Consider the following 20,818-nt stretch of genomic DNA (forward strand, 5'->3'; position numbering starts at 1 on the left):
CGTCCTCACCAAGCGGTATAGCCGCCATCGACAGTAAACATGGCGCCCGTCGCAAAGCTGGACTCACCGGATGCCAGGAAAAGGATTACATTTGCGATGTCGACAGGTTCGCCCATCTTGTTCAAGGGAGACCTCGCTTCCAAACCTTTCTTGAACGCAACAGGGTCCGGAACACTTTCAAATATCTTGTCGTAGTAGCTCGAAGCAATAACACCGGGAGCCACGCTGTTAACCCTGACGCCTTCCAGAGCATGATCCAGCGCCATGGCGCGCGTCAGCGCAGCGACGCCACCCTTGGCTGCAACGTAGGCCGCACGATCCTTGATACCGACGACAGAAATGGTCGAGGCCAGATTCACAACGGCTCCACCACCGCGACGGATGATTTCAGGAATGGCGTATTTGGAGCAGAGAAACACGCCCTTTAGATTGACATCAATCACCTGATCCCAAGTGTCCTCTTCAACAGTGACAACGGTGCCCAGAGTGCCAAATCCCGCATTGTTGACCAGAACATCCAGGCCGCCAAAATGGGCAACTGCCTGTTCAACCATAGCTTTGACTTCAGAGGCCTTGGAGACATCCGCCTGAACGGCAAAGGCTTGCTCACCGATAGCGCTTGCAACGCTACGTGCTAACTCGATATCTCGGTCAGCGACGACGACTTTGGCGCCTTCACTGGCAAAAAGTTTGGCCGTTGCCTCGCCGATGCCTGCACCAGCCCCTGTAATCAATGCGATTTTGTTTTGAAGTCTCATGTAAAAAATCCTGAAAGTAAGTACATCCAGCGCGTGGGAGGCCGGCTATAAACGGCCCCCTTTGAGCGTTATCGATTCAAGCTGGCTGATAGTATTTAGCGGACGTTCTGGGCAGCTTCTGACCACGAATGTCATCCGCAATCTTCTCCGCCATCATGATCACTGGAGCATTGAGATTGCCGCTGACAATCTCCGGCATGATAGAAGCGTCGACGACTCGCAGGTTGTCGATACCGTGCACACGGCCTTGGGCGTCAACCACACTGCTCTCGTCCGTACCCATGCGACATGTGCAGCAAGGGTGGTAGTTCGTGCCGGCCAAACCACGCAGTGCTTCAAGAATCTGTTCATCGGTCTGCACGGCAGGTCCCGGCGTTACTTCTTCACCGCGATACGCGTCCCACGCTGGCTGCGAAACCACATGACGAATCGCCTTGACCGCCGCGATGGCATCATCTTTGTCCTCCTGAGTTGAGAGGAAGTTGAAGCCGAACTTCGGCGCCGCCAGTGGATCCGCAGATCCCAACCACACTCGACCAGTACTGGTGGGGCGCATCAAACTGAAGAAGTACTGGAAGCCGTTTTCCAGCTTGACGCTACCATGCTGGAACTCGCCCAGCATCGGGATGAATTCGAACTGGACGTTGGGCACCTTGACGTTATCGTTGGTACGGATGAATGCACCGACTTCAAAAAAGTTGGTTGCTCCGAGACCTTTTTTGAAGAACGTCCACATCGCGCCCAGCTTGAGTTTTCCAATCGGAGTCAGCTGCTTGGCGATCGACACGTTCTGAGTTGCGCGATACTGAACTGGCGCAGCGATGTGGTCTTTCATGCCCTCCCCCACGCCGGGGAGGTCAACGACGCATTTGATGCCAAATTCGGCCAGATGCTTTGCATTACCGATACCGGAAAGCATCAACAGATGAGGTGAATGGATCGCACCTGCGCACAGAATCGCTTCGTTGTTTACGGCCAGCTCCTGTGGCTTGCCGTCGCGCAAAAAATGAACCTTCACCGCACGCTTGCCCCGGAACTCGATGCGAGTCACCTGGGCCTTGTCGCATACATGCAGGTTTTCCCTGGTTTTGTTCGGATGAATGTAAGCCTGCGAGGTACTCCAGCGAATGCCCTTGTGGACGTTACGCTGGGTGATATGCACGCCTTCCTGACGATAGCCGTTGTGATCCTTGATGTACGGATAGCCAGCCTGCACGCCCGCCTCGATGAAAGCCTTGTACAGCGGGTTATCGGCCTTGCAGGTTTGAATATGCATTGGGCCTTTGTCACCACGGTAGTCATCGCCGCCCTGGTCGAATGTTTCAGCCTTGCGAAAGTACGGCAAGCACTCGTCGTAACTCCACCCCTTGAGACCCATCGCCCCCCAATTGTCGTAGTCCCATGGATTACCACGAACCCAGTTCATGCCATTGATGGAAGACGAGCCACCGAGAACGCGGCCACGGGCTTCATAAATGGTGCGATCACCCAGTTCCTTCTCAGGCTCGGAATGGATGTACCAGTTGAAACGGTCATTCATCAAAGGGAAGCCGAGTGCCGCCGGCATGTTGATATAGATGCTTTTGTCAGAAGGACCTGCCTCCAGCATCAGTACTGATTTATTGCCATCTTCAGAAAGTCGACCAGCAATCACGCTGCCCGCGGAGCCGGAACCGATGACGATGTAGTCGTATGAGCTAGAGACCTGTCGACCGTTGATATCACGCATGATTTCACCTGAGGTACGAAGCGCCACCTTAACGCGGCGACTGTAATCGTTTACAAAACAAGCCGCAGAATAACAAAAATAATCAGCTTTGGAAGACGATTACAAAATAAATCTACGCTTGGGTGCGTTGATGGAAGCAGCATCCGTGCCAACAATATCGACCGCCGCCCTAAGGCGTTCCGGGCGTCTCAGGCAAGCATATGCCCTTCAACGATGCACTGCCAGCGATCAGAAAAGCTGTTACCGCTGGATGACGGTGCGAAGAATAGTAACAAATTCTGAAATTGATTACATCGGTCGCGTGCTATCCACGGCCCCTTAAACCGGCCCACAGGGTATGAGAGGAATGCCTCAATGTAATCGTTCGCATTTTTTTGATGCGGCGTTGATCAGAATGCAGCAAAATCCTGTCTGTCCAAGTCAGCGACAGGCGTTATGCTCCTGAGCAGGTTCGACTCTTTGGCATGATGAGCGCCTGCACCAGCCTCGATTTCCAAAATGAATCGACCGCTACGCGAGACTCCATGAATCAAGGGGATTGTTTGTGAGCACCACTCAAAAGTCATTGCCTCGCGTCAACGTGACAGACGTCGCCAAGGCTGCAGGCGTCTCCGTTGCCACGGTTTCTCGCAGCTTCAATTTGCCTCATCACGTGCGGGACGATGTTCGCGAAAAAGTCCTGCTGGTAGCCAGCAAAATGGGTTACACACCTAACTCTGCCGCCAAAGCGTTGCGCATGCGCAAAACCAATGTCATTGGCGCGATCATCCCAACGCTTGACCACTCCATATACGCGACGATGATCAACAGCTTCCAGGACAAACTGGCGGAGTATGGCTATGTCGTTTACGTCTTGAGTTGCGGATTCGATTCGGGAGCCATTTACGAAAAGGTCAAGTTACTGGTCGAGCGCGGAGCCGAGGCGCTGTTGGTCGTGGGGGATATCGCTGACCCTGAACTGACACGCTACCTCAAAGACTATCGAATGCCCGTGGTGTGCACCTACTCGTACTTCACCGACAAAGCCTTCCCTTTCATTGGTTTCGACAACTACACCGCAACCAAACAACTCATCGAATATCTGCTGGGTCTCGGGCACCGACACATGGCCATGCTTACGGGTCCTATCAAAGGCAATGATCGACAACAAGCTCGCCATCAAGCTTTCACCGACACCTTGGCCGCCTATAAAGACGATTGCAGTCACGCCATCTATGAAAGCGCAGCGGGTTACACGATTGAATTTGGCGAGCGAACGTTACGACGGATTCGTCTGGAGTCACCGCAAACCACAGCTGTAATTTGCAACAGTGACGTCATTGCTTTTGGCGTGCTCTCGGCGTGCAAAAAACTAGGCATCAACGTTCCACTGGAAATGTCCGTCGTTGGCTACGATAACCTGGAGTTTGCTGAATACCTTGATCCTCCGCTCACCACGCTGGCGATTCCGGCGAGTGAAATGGGGCTACGCAGTGCAGAAGCATTGATCTCGAACCTCAAAAACGGCTCGGAGATCAAACCTGTACTTCTCGGTACGCAGTTGATGATTCGCCAATCCAGTCACTCCATCCCAGCTGCTGTGTGACAGTTGTACGCGCGGTGTGTGCCGCGCAGTCTCCACGCCCCCTCGGTGATCTCGTTTCAAACCGAAGACTCTTTGCGGTGACACCCAAATCGTGGCACTAGCGTCATGAGCCAATTGGCAACGCCCTTTTTCGCATAACACCTGTACGTGTCGGGCGCTTAATCCTTGGCTTACAGGTTCGTATAGTGCTTTCACCTGGCGCGTCAGACTCTTCTCGCCCGTTGCCTCAAACGACAATCAAAGGTGAAACCGTGAATACTCAATTCAAACCTGTGACCGGCACAGAATTGCCAGCCCATGAATTGGAAGCCGAATATTTCGAGTACAGCAAAGCTGCCAACCCGATCAGCGCCAACCTCATTACCCGAATTCCTTACCACAGCTTCTCTGCCTCGCTTTACGACTCCGGAGCTTCGCGCTTACTGCCATTGGATCTGAGTGCCGCATTGGGCTGTGAAGGACCGGCAACCGGCCCCGGCTTATGCGCCAACTTTATCCGCCTCAATGCTGGAGACTCGCTGACCTTGGCACCGAACGCGACTTCGCAGGTGCTCTACGTTATTGCGGGCAGTGGCAGCCTGACCCAAGGTCAGCACCATTTCGAATGGAACAAAGGATGCTTCATTGCGCTTCCAGGTATGGATGCCACAGAGCTCAAGGCCACCGAAGATGCGCGCTTTTACTACGTACATGACGAACCGCTACTGCGCTATCTGGGTGTTACTCGCACAGAGGATCGTTTCAGTGCCACGCTCTACCCTGCCGAAGTAGCCAATGCCAAATTGCGCGAAGCGGCTGAAGATCCGCGTGCTCAGGACAGAAGCCGCATCAGTATTTTGCTGGGCAATCGTAATTTCCCGCAGACGCGCACTGTGACGCACGTGCTCTGGGCCATGTACGGCATTCTCCCGGCCGGTTCGATTCAGAAGCCCCACCGCCACCAATCGATTGCATTGGACTTCATCATCGATTGCCCTGAGGGCTGCTATACCTTGGTCGGCACGGAGCTCGATGCCAATGGCCAGATCCGCAATCCCACCCGCGTCGATTGGACACCTGGCCTGGCATTCGTGACGCCACCAGGTTACTGGCACGCTCATTTCAATGAGTCGGATAGCGAAGCATTTCTGATCCCCATCCAGGATGCGGGATTGCAGACACATTTGCGCTCCCTGGATATCCGTTTCAGTTAACGCCATCAAACCCGCGTGACGATCAAATCGCCACGCGGTATTCATCGTTGCCAGTACGGCGGTTCGCCGATGTGCCGGACCATGAAATCAATGAAACAACGCACTTTCGAAGACACAATTCGCTTGGGCGGATAAACAAACCATAGCGAAGAAAGCACTGGCGAAAGCTGCGGCTCCCACTGGGGCAGCCATCTCACGAGCCGCCCATTGCGCAAGCTTTGCGCGACCAGCCAATCCGGCAGAAACGCTACGCCAAGACCTTGCTCGGCAGCGATAAGCTGTGCGTCCAGATCGTTAGTTCGCATATTCCCATTCAGCGTTATCTGCACCCGTTCAGCGCAATGAATAAACACGATCTCGTCGCCGTGATGGGAGTGGAGAATGGCTGGCCCGTCCATCAATCCCATTGGAGTATCCGGCTCCTTGTTTTGAGCAGCGAACACCGGGCTTACGCAGATCACAAGCCGCTCTTCAGCCAGTTTGCGAGCCTTGAGTGTCGAGTCAGGTAACACCCCAATTCGAATGGCCAAGTCCACACCTGACTTGATCAGGTTGACCTGCGACTCGTCCAGGGTGATCTCTACCTTGATTTTCGGGTGCGCGATGAAAAAGTCACGAAGACATGGCATGACATGATGCCGGCAGAAAGCGGGGGGAAGGTTCAACTTCAGGACGCCACGCGGCTCCTGATTGAGCGCTGACGCTGCTGCTTTGGCGTCCTCCAGTTCATCGAGCACCTTGCGGGCATGAAGCAGGAAAGTTTCACCGCCCTCCGTCAAATGCAGGGTTCGCGTAGAACGATTGAATAGCGCAATACCTAAATCCTGCTCAAGCTCTTTAATATAACGAGACACTGTTGAGGCCTTGATGCCCAACCGGTCAGCAGCGCGTGAGAAGTTGTTTTTGTCTGCAGCTTCAACAAAAGCCGTCAGTGCTGCGAAATAGTCCAAGAAATACCTCACTGCGTGGGTCAGGGCCAATTACATCCTGGCAGATGAAATTGGCGCCTCAACCTTCCACCTTATGAGCAAGCGGCTTGCGCACGGCGATGCTCGATGGCACGGCGGTCAATTCGAGTTTTACGCAGATGGCTGCTCATCAGCAGCAGAAACGCCACAACCGGAACTATCATCGCCATTTTTAGCCCCACACTCTCAGACAAGAAACCAATGACCAGAGGTGCAAGCAAGAAGCCGGTGTAGCCCAGCGTGCCATTCATTGCCAGACCCAGGCCCGGAGCCCCCGGAAAAGCACGACTGGCCTGACTGTACAACAGGGGAGTCATATTGGAGAGCCCGAGACCCACTGCAATGAAGCCCACAATGGACGTAAGCGGTTGAGGGACGACGATCGCAAGGATCAATCCAAGTGCACCAAAAGCACCTGAAACCGTTAACAGCCAATTGACTCCAAAACGTCGGATCAAGAAATCTCCAGCCAAACGCCCAATAGCCATAGCCAGACTAAACGCGCCGAAAGCAAAAGCGGCGACACTGGTACTGGCATGACTGACATCCGTCAGATAAAGCGAACTCCAATCGATCAACGTGCGCTCGATGAACAGAGCCAAGAAGGTCAAGCCTGCGATACACATCAATGCGCGATTCGGCCACGAGAACCCCTTCGAAATAATGGAGGTCTTATTGTCCTGAGGCACTGGCTGAAGATCGCCCAAAAATCGGGTGGCAGCCAGCGTAATGCCACCCATCAACACGCCTGCCAGCGAAAGACACTGAACAACGCCCAGTTTGTCCGACAACAACGTAGCCACGGTCGACGCGCCAGCAAGCCCGCCAATGCTGAAGACGGCGTGAAAGGACGACATCAACGGCCGCCCGCGCTCGGCTTCGATAAGCGCGCCGTGAGTATTCATCGAGATATCGAGAATACTGTTGGTGACACCTAACAAGAAAATCGCCATGGACAGACCGACCACAGAGTTGGCCAGAGCACAAAATGGAACGACGAATGCAACCAGCAGGCCGCCAATCAATAAGGTGTTGCGGCTTCCCAGGCGCGTGACGAGCGCCCCTGCCAGATACATCGTCAGCATCGTTCCAGCGGCAAACGCACTCAGGGCAAAACCCAATTCCTGATCGGTCAGCGCCAGCGCCTGTTTCATGCCAGGAATGTTTGTCGCCCAGATAGCCAGCACCATTCCGTTGGCAAAGAAAATCGCGGACGTAGCAATCCTCGCACGTCGTAGAACCTTGGAATACACCATCGAAACCTCACAGATTGTCGTTCTTATAGCGACAGTTATAGAAAGCGCTGTCTTTTCAAACGGAGGGGGAAATCGCTATCAACCAGCAACCGACCTGACCCTGGCAGCTCCAAGCGGACCAACCGTATACCGCACGGTCGAGAAGCACGAATCATTCCAAGCCCAATGGCCGTTAGTCATGCAAGAACGCGGACCATTAGTCAAATGGCCCGCGACCTGTGCGCATTACCAGGCGGTGTAACCACCGTCCACGGTGAACATCGCTCCAGTGGCGAAGCTTGAATCAGCAGACGAAAGGAAAAGGATCATATTGGCGATATCGACTGGTTCGCCCATTTTGTTCAACGGCGAACGAGCTTCCAGGCCTTTCTTGAACTCGACAGGATCGGGAACGCTTTCAAAGATCTTGTCGTAGTAACTCGATGCGATAACCCCAGGAGCAACACTATTGACTCGCACACCTTCAAGGGCGTGATCAAGCGCCATAGCGCGGGTCAATGCAGCAACGCCACCTTTGGCTGCAACGTAAGCGGCACGGTCCTTGATCCCTACAACGGAAATGGTCGATGCCAGGTTTACCACCGCTCCCCCGCCCCGCCGCACGATTTCAGGGATTGCAAATTTGGAGCAAAGGAATACCCCCTTCAGGTTGACGTCGATAACCTGGTCCCACGTATCTTCGTCAACAGTGACCACGGTTCCCAAGGTACCGAACCCGGCGTTGTTGACCAGAATGTCCAGGCCGCCAAAATGCGCGACGGTTTTTTCCACCATGAGTTTTACTTGCGCTGTGATAGCGACATCCACTTGAACGGCGAACGCTTGTGGCCCGATGGACTCGGCAACCGCGAGCGCCAATTCGATATTGCGGTCGGCTACGACGACTTTAGCCCCTTCTTGAGCAAAAAGGCGGGCGGTAGCTTCGCCAATGCCCGCACCGGCACCGGTGATGAGTGCGACTTTGTCTTTCAGTTTCATGTTGAAAATTCCTCAATGTTCAATCGATACGTCTAACAATCTGAAATTCGGATACCGTCCACGATGCCGATAACACCCCTTGCTCACTTCGCCAGTTGCCTATCGGCGGCTGGAATCCGAACCTCATTCAAAATTACGACAGCACTACTGTAAACGATTACAAAACAGTGCAGACAATACCAAATTTCCTGTACGCATGGAGCATTTGTCTTGTGGTTTGGTGATCAGGGACGAGGTATCAAGCTGCCTGACCCAAGGTTGGCAGGTGACGAGAGGCTTTGTAGCGGGCATGGCCAACATAAAGCGCCGCAGGGACGATCAAAGCAGGAATCCAGCTCATATCCGCTCCGATCATTTTGGCGAAATAGCTGTGGTAGAACGACATATCCATGAATGGAATAGTCGAAGCGACACCGATCAGGAAGATGATCATGGTGGACACATTGTACTTACCGTATATCCCTTTCCCATCGTACATATCCGCCACAACGTATTTGCCTTTCCTGACCAGATAGTAGTCGGCAAGGTTGATCGCGCTCCAAGGCACCAGGAAGTAGACTTGGGCAATCAAAATGTCAGCAAAATAAGCGTTGAAGTCGTATTGCGTTGCAACGGCAATTAACGTGGCCGCTGTCGCCGACAGTCCCATCACGATGAATTTCGTCTTGCGGCTGATTCGTTTCATCCCGTGCATGCCGGAAATGATCGTCATCGCCGACATGTACGCGCTGTACAGATTCAGTGAGTTGATCTCCAGAACACCGAGGACCACGATGACCATCGCGACTTTTGACCATGGGCCGAAGAAGCTTGCGATAGCATTGCCAGGGTTGCTCGTCACATCAGTGAACATGGTCGCCAACACAGCCCCCAGAAGCATCACCAGCCCTGCGCCCAGCAAGTTACCCATGTAGCTGAACCAGAACGTTTGTTTGCTGGAAATATTCGCCGGCAGGTAGCGGGAATAATCAGCGACATAGGGACCAAAACCCAATGTCCAGGAAGCTGCCTGGGTCACTGTCAAGGCAAACGCCGCCAGGGTAAAACCTTGAGTGAGGTCCATTGCGCCTGCAGGCAGAGGTTGTTGCAGCGCCAGGTAAGCCACCACCAGAAAGATGATGCCTGATAGTGCAGACATGATTGCCCCAAGGCGATGGATCAGCTCATAACCGATGAAACCGATGATGAACGAGACCAGGCCGAACAAGACAATGGCCATGTTATCGCCCACATCGAGAAAGACCTTGATCGTGTCTCGCATCACCACGCCATTTGCCGCGGTAAACAGGATGAAAGAGATGTAGTTGATCAGGAGCGGAAAACCGGCCCCCATCACACCAAATTGTGCGCGACTCTGGATCATCTGAGGGATGCCCAGATGTGGCCCCTGCGTTGAGTGGGCGGCCATGAAAATGGTCCCTATGACGCAGCCCAGAACCAGAGCGATGCACGTCCACGCCAGACTCAATCCAGCGACAATACCCAAGGTACCGACCACTAAAGTGGTGACCTGCATATTGGCACTGAACCAGATTGTGAAGAGACGACGCGGGTGACCGTAGCGCTCCGACATAGGAACAAATTCGATGCTTCTTTTTTCGATGTCCATCGTTGGCCTCTGTATGGGCACGCGACTCTGCGATCATCTCACAGAGGGCGATTGGGTTCTCGTTACCGAGAACGGTTGTCGATCAACCTGGAATGTAATGGATTACATTCAAGCTCAAAAAAAATGCCCTGTATCCATAACGTCATCGAGCTGATCGCTCAGTAGCCGCATGGCCTCGCATTGATACAGGTCATCTCTGTAAAGGATTACAAAGCAGTGTTCGTGCCAATTTCCTGCGTTTTTATTGCGACGCAGTGGCTAATGGGCAACTGGCTGGTGAAGCGCAGACACAGGAGAGATTTCAGTAGAGCCAGAGGATCGTTTTGTCTGCTTTGGTAACACCATGTGTTTCTGATAGACCCGACCGACTCGTGCAGAAACAGTGCGGCTCGTTAGAAATCGACCAATAACAGGACGCCCAACTGGAGAGCGAAGGAGAACTGCAGCAGCAAGGCCGGCCTGCTTAGCCCCCCGCTCCGGCCAACGACGTTTTGAGCCGGACCGAACTCAAGCACAGGCTGAGCCTCTCACGGATCGTACTTATTAATGGCCTAAGCGTCGCGCTTTCGTCGCGCCTGTGCATCCTCCGCCAGCGCCTGACGCACCAGCGCCCGAGCCGCCCAGGCGGCGGTGTCGAGCGATTCTTCGATACTCGCGCGACTGATATCACGCACGGCGATCAACGCCTCGGTGCCCATGACGATCGACAGCGCCTGCTTCAGTCGTTTGCGTGCCCGGGGGGATAGCACGTCTTTGAGCGAGTCGGAGTGACACATGACCAATCCCTATCTCGCGCTGGAAGGCGTGTCTTGTGTTCTGCCAGACGGCAGGACGCTCTTCTGCGATATCAACGAACAGTTCGATCAACGGCCCACTGGCCTGGTCGGGCGAAATGGTGCCGGTAAAACCGTTCTGGCGCGCATTCTGGCTGGGCAGATGCAGCCGACTGCCGGACGTAGTGCGTCCTCTGGCAGTGTGCACTACCTGGCCCAGCAGGTATCGCATCCAGCGGGCACTGCGGTCGCCGGCCTGGCAGGTGTACAAGCCACTCTCGATGCGCTCGAACGCATCGAAGAGGGCAGCAGCTCGCCCGAGGATTTCGATGCCGTGGGCGAGCGCTGGGATGTACGTCTGCGGCTCCAGCACGAGCTGGAGCGTAGTGGCCTGGGCTATCTCCATGCTGCGACGCCTGCCAGCACGCTCAGCGGCGGCGAGGCCATGCGCGTCACGCTGATCGGTGCGCTGTTATCGGAGGCCGACTTCCTGATCCTGGACGAACCCAGCAACCACCTCGACCGACCTAACCGGCAGGCATTGATCGAACAGCTGCAACGCTGGCCGCGCGGGCTGTTGGTGGTCAGTCATGACCGGCAATTGCTGGAGGTAATGGAGCGTATCGTCGAGCTGTCTTCACTGGGACTGCGCAGCTACGGCGGTAGCTACAGCGTTTACACGCAATGCAAGGAGCAGGAGCGGCAGAACGCAATCCAGCAACTCGAACAGCGCAAACTCGAACGCCAACGCGAAGAACAGTCCCTGCGCGAACAGCGCGAGCGCCAGGAGCGACGCCAGGCCCGCGGCAATCGGCATGGGCGCGAAGCCAACCAGGCGAAAATCCTGCTGGACCGCCAGAAAGAGCGCAGCGAAACCTCGGCAGGCAAGCTGCGCCAGCAGCACGCCGCCACGCGGGAGCAACTCGCCCAGCGCGTACGCGAAGCCGCGCAGCAGGTCGAGGACCAGGCAGCCATCGTGCTTCACACGCTGCCGGTAGCGCCATCCTCGCAGCGACGCGTCACGGAGCTCGATGCAGTGGAGCTGCCCTTTGTAGCGGCTGCCACGCGCCACATCAGCCTCGTCTTGACCGGACAACAGCGCGTGGGCGTGGTCGGTCCCAACGGCTGCGGCAAGTCGACCCTGCTCAAGGTGCTCGCCGGCCAGCTTCAACCCCGGGCCGGGATCTGCAAGGTTGCGATCGAAGGTGTCTACCTCGATCAGCGGCTGACCAACCTGGAGCCGCAGCGCTCCGTGCTGGAGCAGATGCTGGCAGCCAATCGCACTGCCACGGAAGGCGATCTGCGCATGCGCCTCGCGCAACTCGGCCTGCATGCCCGGAAGATCGTCGCGCCCAGCGGCTTGCTCAGCGGCGGGGAGCGCCTGAAAGCGTCACTGGCATGCGTGCTCTATGCTGACCCGCCGGCGCAACTGTTATTGCTGGACGAACCCAGCAACCACCTCGACCTGCCCTCGGTACAGGCGCTGGAAATCATGCTGCGCAGCTACCAGGGTGCTTTGGTCGTGGTGTCGCACGATGATGCATTCATGGACAGCCTTGGCTTGACCGATCGCCTGGTGGCGACCGAACAGGGTTGGAGGCTGGAGCCGCATTGATGCGCCAAAGTAAAGCCAGCCGACGTCCAGTTCCAGGCCGAAATGGACGGCAAACGAGACGATCAAGCCCGAGCCGGGGCGACGCCTGGCGTATGTCGGGATTGCCATTGGCAGTGTCAGTACTCCCAGTCAGCGTCTGCCCAATTGACCTGGCATCGTTAAACCGGCTCCCGCTTATGCTGCAGTAGCTCGCCCTCCGCCCGCCTCGCTGTTGATCATCCGCAGCGATCTGCCGCTGCACTATGTATCAAAGTATGTCTAACTGGCATCTTGATACACAGGTTTTCACCCGGCCTGCGTTTCGACACAGGCCCGATACGTCGCCGCGTTCAAATGCAACCCAGGTTTCAAAGGGATCATTCAGACCCCCTGGCCAACGGCTTGTAACGGAGACATCAGCATGCAAATGGCACTGCAGGATACAACCGGCAAAACCCGCCGCCGTCTGCTCGGCTCGTCGCTCCTCGCGTTCACCCTGTTTGGCGTGCTCGGTGCGGCCCAGGCACAAGCCACCGCCGCCGTGCAGCCCGCCGCGATCGATGGCGGCGCCACTCATGCAACCCCCTCTCCGTTCGGCCCGTTGAAGCATGTGAACGCCGGATTGTTGAACGTGGCGTACGCCGAAACAGGTCCGGCCGACGGGCCGGTGGTGATACTTCTGCACGGTTGGCCGTACGACATTCACAGCTATGACGAGGTCGCCCCCTTGCTTGCAGCCAAGGGCTATCGGGTGCTGATGCCCTATGCGCGAGGCTACGGCGACACGCATTTTCTCTCGCAGAAAACCCTGCGCAACGGCCAACCCGCTGCGCTGGCCAGTGACGTCATCGACTTCATGGACGCGCTGAAGATCAAACAAGCCGTGCTCGGTGGCTATGATTGGGGCGCGCGTTCGGCCGACATCGTCTCGGCGCTGTGGCCGGAACGGGTCAAGGCGCTGGTCTCGGTCAGCGGCTATCTGATCGGTAACCAGGCGGCCGGCAAGAATCCGCTGCCACCCAAGGCTGAGTTGCAGTGGTGGTATCAGTTCTACTTCGCCACCGACCGCGGCCGCGCCGGGTACGAGAAAAACACCCACGACTTTGCCAAATTGATCTGGCAACTGGCGTCGCCGCAATGGGCCTTCGATGACGCCACTTTCGACCGCAGCGCCAAGGCGCTGGACAACCCCGACCATGTCGACATCACCGTGTTCAACTACCGCTGGCGCCTGGGCCTGGTCCAGGGCGAAAGCCGCTACGAGGCGCTCGAGCAGAAACTGGCCACGGCGCCTTCCATCAGTGTGCCGACCATCACCCTGGAAGGCGATGCCAACGGCGCCCCGCACCCTGCCCCCGAGGATTACGCCAAGCGCTTCACCGGCAAGTACGAGTTCCGGCTGATCAGCGGCGGCATCGGCCACAACCTGCCCCAGGAAGCTCCGCAGGCGTTCGCCAAGGCGGTAATTGATGCGGATCACCTTTGAGGTCAGGCTGACAGCCGGATTTCACTAAACATCACATCTCTGATACCCCCCGCCCCGTAGGAGCTGTCGAGCGAAGCGAGGCTGCGATCTTTTGATCTTGATCTTCTCGAGATCGCTGAGAAGCAAGATCAAAAGATCGCAGCCTTCGGCAGCTCCTACATTGACCGCGTACTACGCCATTACGAATTGACCTCAATGGGGTGCCGCTCCTTGAGGCACTAACCACTGGCATTCATGTCTTACCCCTACCGCATTTGATATCAGCCAAAATGGCGCGCAAGGTATGCGCACCTCGCAAACGAACGCGCTGCCAGGGATGAAGCTGGACACCGCACAGGGCGAGTGCACATCAGTCGTAGAAGGACATGTAGATGCTCGGACGCAAACCACCAGAGTCAAAGTCAGACGGCCCCACTGAAACCTCCTCTGCAAACGCGGTGCGAGCGGGAGCGACCTTCCGGCTCATCGTGAGCTTCATGCTCGTGGTGATCGTGGCCTTCCTGGCCGTTGAAGGTTGGCGAACCTGGCGTGACTATCGTGCTGCCTTTGCCTCTGCCCGCGACTCCGTGACCAACCTGGCGCGTGCAACGGCCCAGCATGCCGAAGATGCCATTCGGCAAGTCGATGTGCTGACCGCTGCGCTCGGTGAACGGGTGGAAGGCGACGGCTTGCAGAACATCAACGTCCCTCGCATCCACAAGCTTCTTGTTCAGCAATCGAAAATCATGCCGCAACTGCACGGGCTGTTCATTTACGGCGCTGACGGGCAGTGGATCGTGACGGACAAGGCAGTGACCCCAGACACCGCGAACAACGCCGACCGCGATTACTTCCAGTACCACCGCACTCACGCTGATCGAAACGTGCGTATCGGCGAGGTTGTCAGAAGCCGGTCCACCGACGATCTGATCATTCCCATCTCTCGCCGATTGAACCATCCGGATGGCTCCTTCGCAGGCGTGCTGCTGGGTACGATCAAGGTCAGTTACTTCGTGGACTACTACGGCGATTTCAAAATTGATGATAAAGGCGCCTTGGTCCTGGCCATGCGCAACGGAACCATCCTGGTGCGGCGTCCCTTTATCGCATCCGTCGTCGGCAAAAGCCTGGCGGACAGCGAGATTTTCCGGCGCTATTTGCCGAACTCCCACGAAGGCGTCGCAGAAGTCAAAGCGGTCATAGACGACACCGAGCGCCTGTACGGTTACAGAGCATTGACCACCTACCCCCTGGTCGTGGAAGCCGGCCTCTCCCGTGAATCCATCATTGCACCCTGGCGGCGGGACCTACTGAAAACCGGATTGGTGCTGGTGTTCCTTATCGCGGTACTGGCGGTGTTCGCACTGATCGTCTTGAATCAGCTGCGCCAGAGAATGGTGATGGAAAGGGAGCTGCGTCGCGCGCACCAGGCCATGCGAGACATGGCGTTGACTGACAGCCTGACTGGACTGGGCAATCGTCGACGCCTGGATAGTGCGCTGCTGGATCAGATTCGCTGGGCGCAGCGTCATGGTTCACCGCTCTCGTTGATCATGCTCGATGTCGATTACTTCAAGCGCTACAACGACAGGTACGGCCATGCAGCAGGCGATGACTGCCTGAGCGCGGTGGGCGGCGCGATCCAGCATGTGGTTAAACGACCCGGAGATCTGGCCGCCCGGTACGGTGGCGAAGAATTTACCGTGCTGCTTCCCGACACGGACAGCGCGGGCGCACTGAAGGTTGCCCAAGATATCCTGCTGGCCATTCGATCACTGAACATCGAGCATTCCGAGCATCCCTTGGGTCTGGTCACTGCCAGTGCAGGCATCACTACACGTCAGCCGAGCATCGAAAACGTGACGCCGGCCACCTTGCTGAAGTTGGCTGACGCGCAACTGTATTTAGCAAAACACAGTGGGCGAAATTGCGTCATGTAGTGGCATGGCGCGGGCCAGTTCTCCAAGACCTGGGAAGCCATCGTCGATGGCCGCGAAGGCTTCCAGAACATCTTCCTGCGCCGCCAATCCGGTGTGTACCTGATAGACCAGCCGCGTCGTGGCGATGCCGTGGCTTCGCTACTGTTCAGTAAGTCCCTTCCCGCACCCACCGTCGGACCTCAACCTGTATGGCATATGCCGGCGCCTCCACCGCATTGAAATCCTGTGTATAGCGCTGGGCAAATCCTTCCACCCCCCACTCCTGATACTGCTGTACATGCTTGAGTTCGTGAGCCCAGAGCGCGATGTCCTGTTCTGCGGTTTGAGTGTCCCGGAAGAGGATGATGTCGATCAGCGTCACGGCCCCGACATCTGGATTTTGCAGCATGGCACTGGCGGCGCTGAATTGGCCGCTGTCGCTGACTTTGTAGCGCGCGGTATCGAGGACGCCGGGGTCGTACCAGCGCAGCAGTTGCTCCCGGATGTGCGGTGGAATGGGTTGGGTGCCGGCGATGGCGGCTTCAGCGCGGGCTTGGGTCAGCCACAGCGCCAGGGCAGGTGCCGCGACCTGGTAGATGCCAGGCAGGGTGCCGAGCAGGTCCCCGGGGTCTGGCAGGCAGATGCAGCTGTCCAGGCACACTGGTTTCTCGCCAGGTGGGCAGGCGTTGTTCTGGGCTGGCGCTTCAAGCGTCAGGCAAAGAACAAACAGCGCCACCAGGCGAGTGGTGATGGGCGGCATTGGGTGCTCCAGGGACGGACGCAGCGCGAACAATTGATCGACGATCCGCATAGCTCTAGCGTAGAACTTTTACCGTGCCCATGGGTGAATTCTGGCGCATAGCGGCCGGACGCCACCTATGCTCTGAACAAGGTCACCGACATCAACGTCAGCCGGGCCATGGTCTGGCTCGGCGACATGCCGGTAGACGAGACTTAATCCCTGGAGCACACCCCACAATGAACCTGTCCCGAAAACTGTTTATTGGCGCTGCGCTGGCCAGCCTGCTGCTCGGCGGTTGCACCTCGAAGGTCACCGAGCGTGAGCAGTATTCCGGCTTCCTGTCCAACTACAACAACTTGCAGCAAGTCACCACCACCAGTGGCGAGGCCACCATGCGTTGGGTGAGCCCATCCTGGAAATCCGGCGCCTACGACACCGTGGTATTCAACCGGTTGGAACTCTACCCGGCGCCACAGCCCAACGAGCGGGTCAACCGGCAAACCCTGGACGAATTGCAAAGCTACATGACCAGCAAAGTCAAAGGCGTGCTGGGGCAGAAGTACCGGGTTGTGACCAATGCAAAATCAGCGCCCGCCGGTTCGAAACCCTTGATCATGCGCGCGGCGATCACCGGGGTGAATGCCGAAAACGAAGGCATGAAGTGGTACGAAGTGGTGCCGGTTGCCGCTGTCGTGGGGAGTGTTTCCGCTGTCAGTGGCCATCGCGACCAGGACACCACACTGTTTATCGAGGCCGAGTTCATCGACGCCAGCACCAACCAGACCGTGGCCAAAGTCGTGCGTAAAGTCTTTGGCAGCACCCTGGAGAATGCCAGCCAGAAGATCACCGCCAAGGATTTCAAACACGCGATCGACAGGTTGACCAGTGATCTGCAAGCTTTCATCAGATAACTGAAAACAACATCACACCGAGACTCGTTGTCGTACCCACCCCCCTCATGCAGACGTATCGCTTGTACATGAGGGGTGCATGCTCTAAAGGCTGGTTGATTCAGTGCCCCGCAACCGCAGGCCTGCCAGCCGCACGCGGGCCTGACTTGAAGCCGTGAGCCCGAGCCCCCCAGGCAATCGCAAAACCTACCCCGGCCAGTACCACCATTGCCCACGGAAAAGAGGCGACGCCCCAGTTGTCCAGCAATACCCCACCCACCACTCCACTCCCGGCAATCGCACTATTCCAGGCCACCACATTCAACGACAACGCCACATCCGCCCCATCCCCCGCCGCATCCGCCAGCGCCGTTTGCAACAACGTCGCCGCCCCGCCGAAGCTCAACCCCCAAACGGCCACACCGATGCAGATCACCTCAGGCACGCTACCCAAAAAGCCAAAGGCCACAGAAACTGCCGCAAACGCCGCCAGGCTCACCAGCACAGTCTTGCGCAACAACGGCTCAACCAATTTGGCAGTCACCCAAATCCCCATCAACGCTGCAATACCAAACACCAACAACACCAGATCCACCCGATCCCCCAACCCCGCCGACGCCACGAACGGTGCGATGTAGGTGTAGAGAATGTTGTGTGCCAGCATCCAGCTGATCACCACCGCCAGCACCGGTCGCACGCCCGGCGTGGTCAGCACTGTGCGCAGCGACATGCGCTGGTGCGCGGCCTGGGGTGGGTAGTCAGGGACTTTCACCAGTACCCAGGCGATCAGCACCAGGGTCAGGGCCGACATGAGGCCGAAGGTGGTGCGCCAACCCACCAGGCCGCCCAGCCAGGTACCGAGGGGCACGCCCAGGGACAGGGCAATCGGCGTGCCGACCATGGCCAGCGCCAGTGCCTTGCCCTGTTGATGGGGCGCGACCATGCGGCGGGCGTAGCCGGCCAGCAGGCTCCAGGCCAGCCCCGCCGCGACGCCGGCGAAGAAGCGCGCCACCAGGGTCACGCCGTAGTGGGATGACAGCGCGGTGATGGAGTTGAACAGCAAGAAGCCGACGATGGTCAGCAGCAGCACGTTACGACGACGCCAGCCGCGGGTGGCGATGGTCATGGGGATGACCGCCAGCACCGAACCCAGGGCGTAGGCGGTGACCATCTGGCCAGCCATGGAGGGGGAAATCGCCAGGCCTTCGCTGATCAGCGGCAACAGGCCGGCGGGCAGGGTTTCGGTGACGATGCAGATGAAGCCGGTCATGGCCAGGGCGAGCAAGGCGCCGATGGGCAGGCGATCGGACGCTGCCGACAAGGTGATTGAGGGTGTCACGGGAGACTCCTTGTATGAGGATTTCAGACTTAAATACTGATCGGTATAAATGTTGAGGGCGACCAGCGCTCGTTGTCAACGACTTATGTATCGATTAGTATTTATCTCGTCATCCAGAGGAATCTTGCAATGGCGCAAATGGGCCGTCCCCGCACCTTCGACCGCGACCAAGCCGTGGAACAGGCCTTGCACCTGTTCTGGCAACACGGCTACGACGCCACCTCCCTCGCTCAGTTGAAAGCCGGCTTGGGGGGCGGGATTTCCGCGCCGAGTTTTTACGCCGCGTTCGGCTCCAAGGAAGCGTTGTTCGATGAGTGCGTGCAGCGTTACCTGACGACCTTCGCCCGGGTCACCGAATGCCTGTGGGACGAGCGCCTGCCGCCACGCCAGGCCATCGAGACCGCGCTGCGCCAATCGGCACGCATGCAGTGTGAAGACGGCCATCCCAAAGGCTGCATGGTGGCCCTCGGCGTGATGAGCGCGCCCAGCCCGGAGAATGCCCGGGTGGCCGATGCCCTGACCCGATCCCGCGCCCGCACTCGCGCGGGGATTCTGGCGTGTGTCGAGCGGGGTATCCGTAGCGGTGAGTTACCGGACACTGTTCACGCCCCCGCGATGGCTACGGTGTTCGACAGTTTCCTGCAGGGGATTTCCATCCTCGCTCGGGATAACACGCAGCATGAGGTCATCGATGCGGCCATCACCCAGGTACTGCTGACGTGGGACATTGCAGCCTCTACCGAACCGCCACGTGAGGCGAGACAAAGTGCGGTGCAATGACGGTGTTCAGTAACCAACGCCGTGCACGCCACCCGACGCCCGAATGGATTCATCTGTTACCCAATGCGAGTCCCACGCAACAGCGGCATTGTCATCGTAACGGAGGCAAACCCGTTCGCGAGACGAACAGTGCAAGCACGGCAGCCACCAGAAGAAATACTCCACTCGCGATGAACGTAGCCTGGTAACCAGCTCCGTCATTTAGCCACCCACCCACCGTTGCGCCGAGTGTGATAGCCAATTGAATCACCGCCACCATCAGACCGCCTCCGGTTTCGGCATCTCGTGGAAGCGTGCGTGATAGCCAAGTGAACTAGCCCACAGGCGCGCACGTCGCAATCAGGCCCGATTGACCGGCTCTGCCCTGCTCGCCGGTGAACCCAGGGAGCGCAAGGTTACCGGGTTGATCGATCCAAGCCTGCGCTTCTCGGTCAACTTGTATGGCGCCCCGGCGATGTCCCTGGCTGAGTTCCCCAGCTATCAACAGGATGTGATTATCGGCGCCAGCCTGGCGATCACGGCGCCGCTCGGCCAATACGACGATAGCAGGCTGGTCAATCTGGGCAACAATCGCTGGTCATTCAAGCCTGAACTTGGGGTTTCCAAGCGCCTGGGGCAAGTGACCCTGGAATTATCCGGCGCGGGCACCTTTTACACCGACAATGACGAGTTACTTGGCGAGCACGTACTTTCCCAAGACCCGATTTACCAGGTACAGGCGCATCTTATCTATGCCTTTGGCAACGGTGTTTGGGCGTCGCTGGATACGACCTGGTTCGCTGGCGGGAGTACCTCGGTCGATGGGGTCGGTAACCACGATTTTCAGGAAAACACACGCTATGGATGCACCCTCACGCTACCGTTGAACCGGAACCATTCGCTAAAGCTGAATGCGAGTAATGGTGGGCATACCCGCACAGGCAGCGAATACGATGTCATTGGCATCGTCTGGCAGTATCGCTTCGGCGGAGGGCTTTGAAACATAGGATTTACGCTACCTTCCATCGATGCCTTCCTGAGACATTTGGCTGATGCTGGTTATTACCCGCCGTCTGTGACAGGCAACTACCAGCCAAAAGCGGTCATTTGTCTGTTGTGACGAAGTGTGCCTGTGTCTATTGTGACGAAGAGTGCCTGAAACAAACTCGGCCCACTTGATTGGACGAGCGAGATTGCTGATCTATGCTGAATCATCAACATCGCTCACTAGCGGGTGTGATATTCGATGTTTGCGTTGATC

16 protein-coding genes and 4 pseudogenes are annotated in these 20,818 nt (G+C 57.2%); 10 read left to right on the forward strand and 10 right to left on the reverse strand.

From position 1 onward, the window contains the following. Positions 1-5 precede the first annotated feature (5 nt). On the reverse strand, positions 6-758 hold the full coding sequence (locus ACA062_RS20860) for an SDR family oxidoreductase (RefSeq protein WP_497452797.1): 753 nt from the start codon (positions 756-758) through the stop codon (positions 6-8). A 76-nt stretch (positions 759-834) separates the two neighbouring features. Further along, on the reverse strand, positions 835-2,487 hold the full coding sequence (locus ACA062_RS20865) for a choline dehydrogenase (RefSeq protein WP_497452798.1): 1,653 nt from the start codon (positions 2,485-2,487) through the stop codon (positions 835-837). Between the two features lie 544 nt (positions 2,488-3,031). Here ACA062_RS20865 and ACA062_RS20870 point away from each other — a divergent pair. After that, on the forward strand, positions 3,032-4,072 hold the full coding sequence (locus ACA062_RS20870; protein ID WP_497452799.1) for a LacI family DNA-binding transcriptional regulator: 1,041 nt from the start codon (positions 3,032-3,034) through the stop codon (positions 4,070-4,072). 251 nt (positions 4,073-4,323) lie between these two features. After that, positions 4,324-5,265 (forward strand): cupin, encoded by a 942-nt coding sequence (locus ACA062_RS20875; protein ID WP_497452800.1) that lies wholly within the window; start codon positions 4,324-4,326, stop codon positions 5,263-5,265. Between the two features lie 41 nt (positions 5,266-5,306). On the opposite strand, the gene ACA062_RS20880 is transcribed toward ACA062_RS20875, so the two are convergent. The 5 genes and pseudogenes from ACA062_RS20880 to ACA062_RS20900 all read right to left on the reverse strand — a co-directional run. Continuing rightward, complete coding sequence (locus ACA062_RS20880) at positions 5,307-6,215, reverse strand: LysR family transcriptional regulator (protein ID WP_497452801.1); 909 nt, start codon at positions 6,213-6,215, stop codon at positions 5,307-5,309. 71 nt (positions 6,216-6,286) lie between these two features. Continuing rightward, on the reverse strand, positions 6,287-7,489 hold the full coding sequence (locus ACA062_RS20885) for an MFS transporter (protein ID WP_497452802.1): 1,203 nt from the start codon (positions 7,487-7,489) through the stop codon (positions 6,287-6,289). A 225-nt stretch (positions 7,490-7,714) separates the two neighbouring features. Beyond that, positions 7,715-8,467, reverse strand: a complete 753-nt coding sequence (locus ACA062_RS20890; protein WP_497452803.1) for an SDR family oxidoreductase — start codon at positions 8,465-8,467, stop codon at positions 7,715-7,717. A gap of 238 nt (positions 8,468-8,705) precedes the next feature. Next, positions 8,706-10,076 (reverse strand): purine-cytosine permease family protein, encoded by a 1,371-nt coding sequence (locus tag ACA062_RS20895; RefSeq protein ID WP_497452804.1) that lies wholly within the window; start codon positions 10,074-10,076, stop codon positions 8,706-8,708. A 551-nt stretch (positions 10,077-10,627) separates the two neighbouring features. Next, positions 10,628-10,840, reverse strand: a pseudogene (locus ACA062_RS20900) (TetR/AcrR family transcriptional regulator); the annotation flags it as partial. A 10-nt stretch (positions 10,841-10,850) separates the two neighbouring features. Between ACA062_RS20900 and ACA062_RS20905 the strand changes: the two are divergent. The 4 genes and pseudogenes from ACA062_RS20905 to ACA062_RS20920 form a co-directional block, all read left to right on the forward strand. Beyond that, complete coding sequence (locus ACA062_RS20905) at positions 10,851-12,464, forward strand: ABC-F family ATP-binding cassette domain-containing protein (protein ID WP_497452805.1); 1,614 nt, start codon at positions 10,851-10,853, stop codon at positions 12,462-12,464. A gap of 400 nt (positions 12,465-12,864) precedes the next feature. Then, entirely contained in the window at positions 12,865-13,929 is a 1,065-nt protein-coding gene (locus ACA062_RS20910; RefSeq protein WP_497452806.1) for an alpha/beta fold hydrolase, read from the forward strand. Positions 13,930-14,300: 371 nt separating this feature from the next. Beyond that, a complete protein-coding gene (locus ACA062_RS20915) occupies positions 14,301-15,848 on the forward strand; it encodes a sensor domain-containing diguanylate cyclase (RefSeq protein WP_497452807.1) in 1,548 nt (515 codons plus the stop codon). Further along, positions 15,849-16,016: pseudogene (locus ACA062_RS20920) on the forward strand (alpha/beta hydrolase); the annotation flags it as partial. Here the strand turns inward: ACA062_RS20920 and ACA062_RS20925 are convergent. Continuing rightward, a complete protein-coding gene (locus tag ACA062_RS20925; protein ID WP_497452808.1) occupies positions 15,994-16,587 on the reverse strand; it encodes an eCIS core domain-containing protein in 594 nt (197 codons plus the stop codon). The pseudogene ACA062_RS20920 and the gene ACA062_RS20925 sit on opposite strands and share 23 nt — an antisense overlap. A 62-nt stretch (positions 16,588-16,649) precedes the next feature. Between ACA062_RS20925 and ACA062_RS20930 the strand changes: the two are divergent. Beyond that, positions 16,650-16,782 (forward strand): annotated as a pseudogene (locus ACA062_RS20930) (transporter); the annotation flags it as partial. Between the two features lie 23 nt (positions 16,783-16,805). Beyond that, entirely contained in the window at positions 16,806-17,480 is a 675-nt protein-coding gene (locus ACA062_RS20935) for a DUF3313 domain-containing protein (RefSeq protein WP_497452809.1), read from the forward strand. Positions 17,481-17,580: 100 nt separating this feature from the next. Here the strand turns inward: ACA062_RS20935 and ACA062_RS20940 are convergent, their stop codons facing one another. Continuing rightward, entirely contained in the window at positions 17,581-18,798 is a 1,218-nt protein-coding gene (locus ACA062_RS20940; RefSeq protein ID WP_497452810.1) for an MFS transporter, read from the reverse strand. Positions 18,799-18,927: 129 nt separating this feature from the next. Here ACA062_RS20940 and ACA062_RS20945 point away from each other — a divergent pair, with 129 nt between their 5' ends. After that, complete coding sequence (locus ACA062_RS20945; RefSeq protein ID WP_497452811.1) at positions 18,928-19,578, forward strand: TetR/AcrR family transcriptional regulator; 651 nt, start codon at positions 18,928-18,930, stop codon at positions 19,576-19,578. Between the two features lie 91 nt (positions 19,579-19,669). On the opposite strand, the pseudogene ACA062_RS20950 reads toward ACA062_RS20945, so the two are convergent. Then, a pseudogene (locus ACA062_RS20950) lies at positions 19,670-19,933 on the reverse strand (MFS transporter); the annotation flags it as partial. Positions 19,934-19,981: 48 nt separating this feature from the next. Between ACA062_RS20950 and ACA062_RS20955 the strand changes: the two are divergent. After that, positions 19,982-20,557 (forward strand): transporter, encoded by a 576-nt coding sequence (locus tag ACA062_RS20955; protein ID WP_497452812.1) that lies wholly within the window; start codon positions 19,982-19,984, stop codon positions 20,555-20,557. The last annotated feature ends 261 nt before the right edge of the window (positions 20,558-20,818 follow it).

The organism is Pseudomonas sp. LBUM1679 (genome assembly GCF_059695565.1).

Excerpts from the sequence above, each read along its gene's own strand:
- ACA062_RS20860 (WP_497452797.1), bottom strand. The coding sequence starts at position 758 with ATGAGACTTCAAAACAAAATCGCATTGATTACAGGGGCTGGTGCAGGC.
- ACA062_RS20865 (WP_497452798.1), bottom strand. The coding sequence starts at position 2,487 with ATGCGTGATATCAACGGTCGACAGGTCTCTAGCTCATACGACTACATC.
- ACA062_RS20885 (WP_497452802.1), bottom strand. The coding sequence starts at position 7,489 with ATGGTGTATTCCAAGGTTCTACGACGTGCGAGGATTGCTACGTCCGCG.
- ACA062_RS20890 (WP_497452803.1), bottom strand. The coding sequence starts at position 8,467 with ATGAAACTGAAAGACAAAGTCGCACTCATCACCGGTGCCGGTGCGGGC.
- ACA062_RS20895 (WP_497452804.1), bottom strand. The coding sequence starts at position 10,076 with ATGGACATCGAAAAAAGAAGCATCGAATTTGTTCCTATGTCGGAGCGC.
- ACA062_RS20905 (WP_497452805.1), top strand. The coding sequence starts at position 10,851 with ATGACCAATCCCTATCTCGCGCTGGAAGGCGTGTCTTGTGTTCTGCCA.
- ACA062_RS20910 (WP_497452806.1), top strand. The coding sequence starts at position 12,865 with ATGCAAATGGCACTGCAGGATACAACCGGCAAAACCCGCCGCCGTCTG.
- ACA062_RS20915 (WP_497452807.1), top strand. The coding sequence starts at position 14,301 with ATGCTCGGACGCAAACCACCAGAGTCAAAGTCAGACGGCCCCACTGAA.
- ACA062_RS20925 (WP_497452808.1), bottom strand. The coding sequence starts at position 16,587 with ATGCCGCCCATCACCACTCGCCTGGTGGCGCTGTTTGTTCTTTGCCTG.
- ACA062_RS20935 (WP_497452809.1), top strand. The coding sequence starts at position 16,806 with ATGAACCTGTCCCGAAAACTGTTTATTGGCGCTGCGCTGGCCAGCCTG.
- ACA062_RS20945 (WP_497452811.1), top strand. The coding sequence starts at position 18,928 with ATGGCGCAAATGGGCCGTCCCCGCACCTTCGACCGCGACCAAGCCGTG.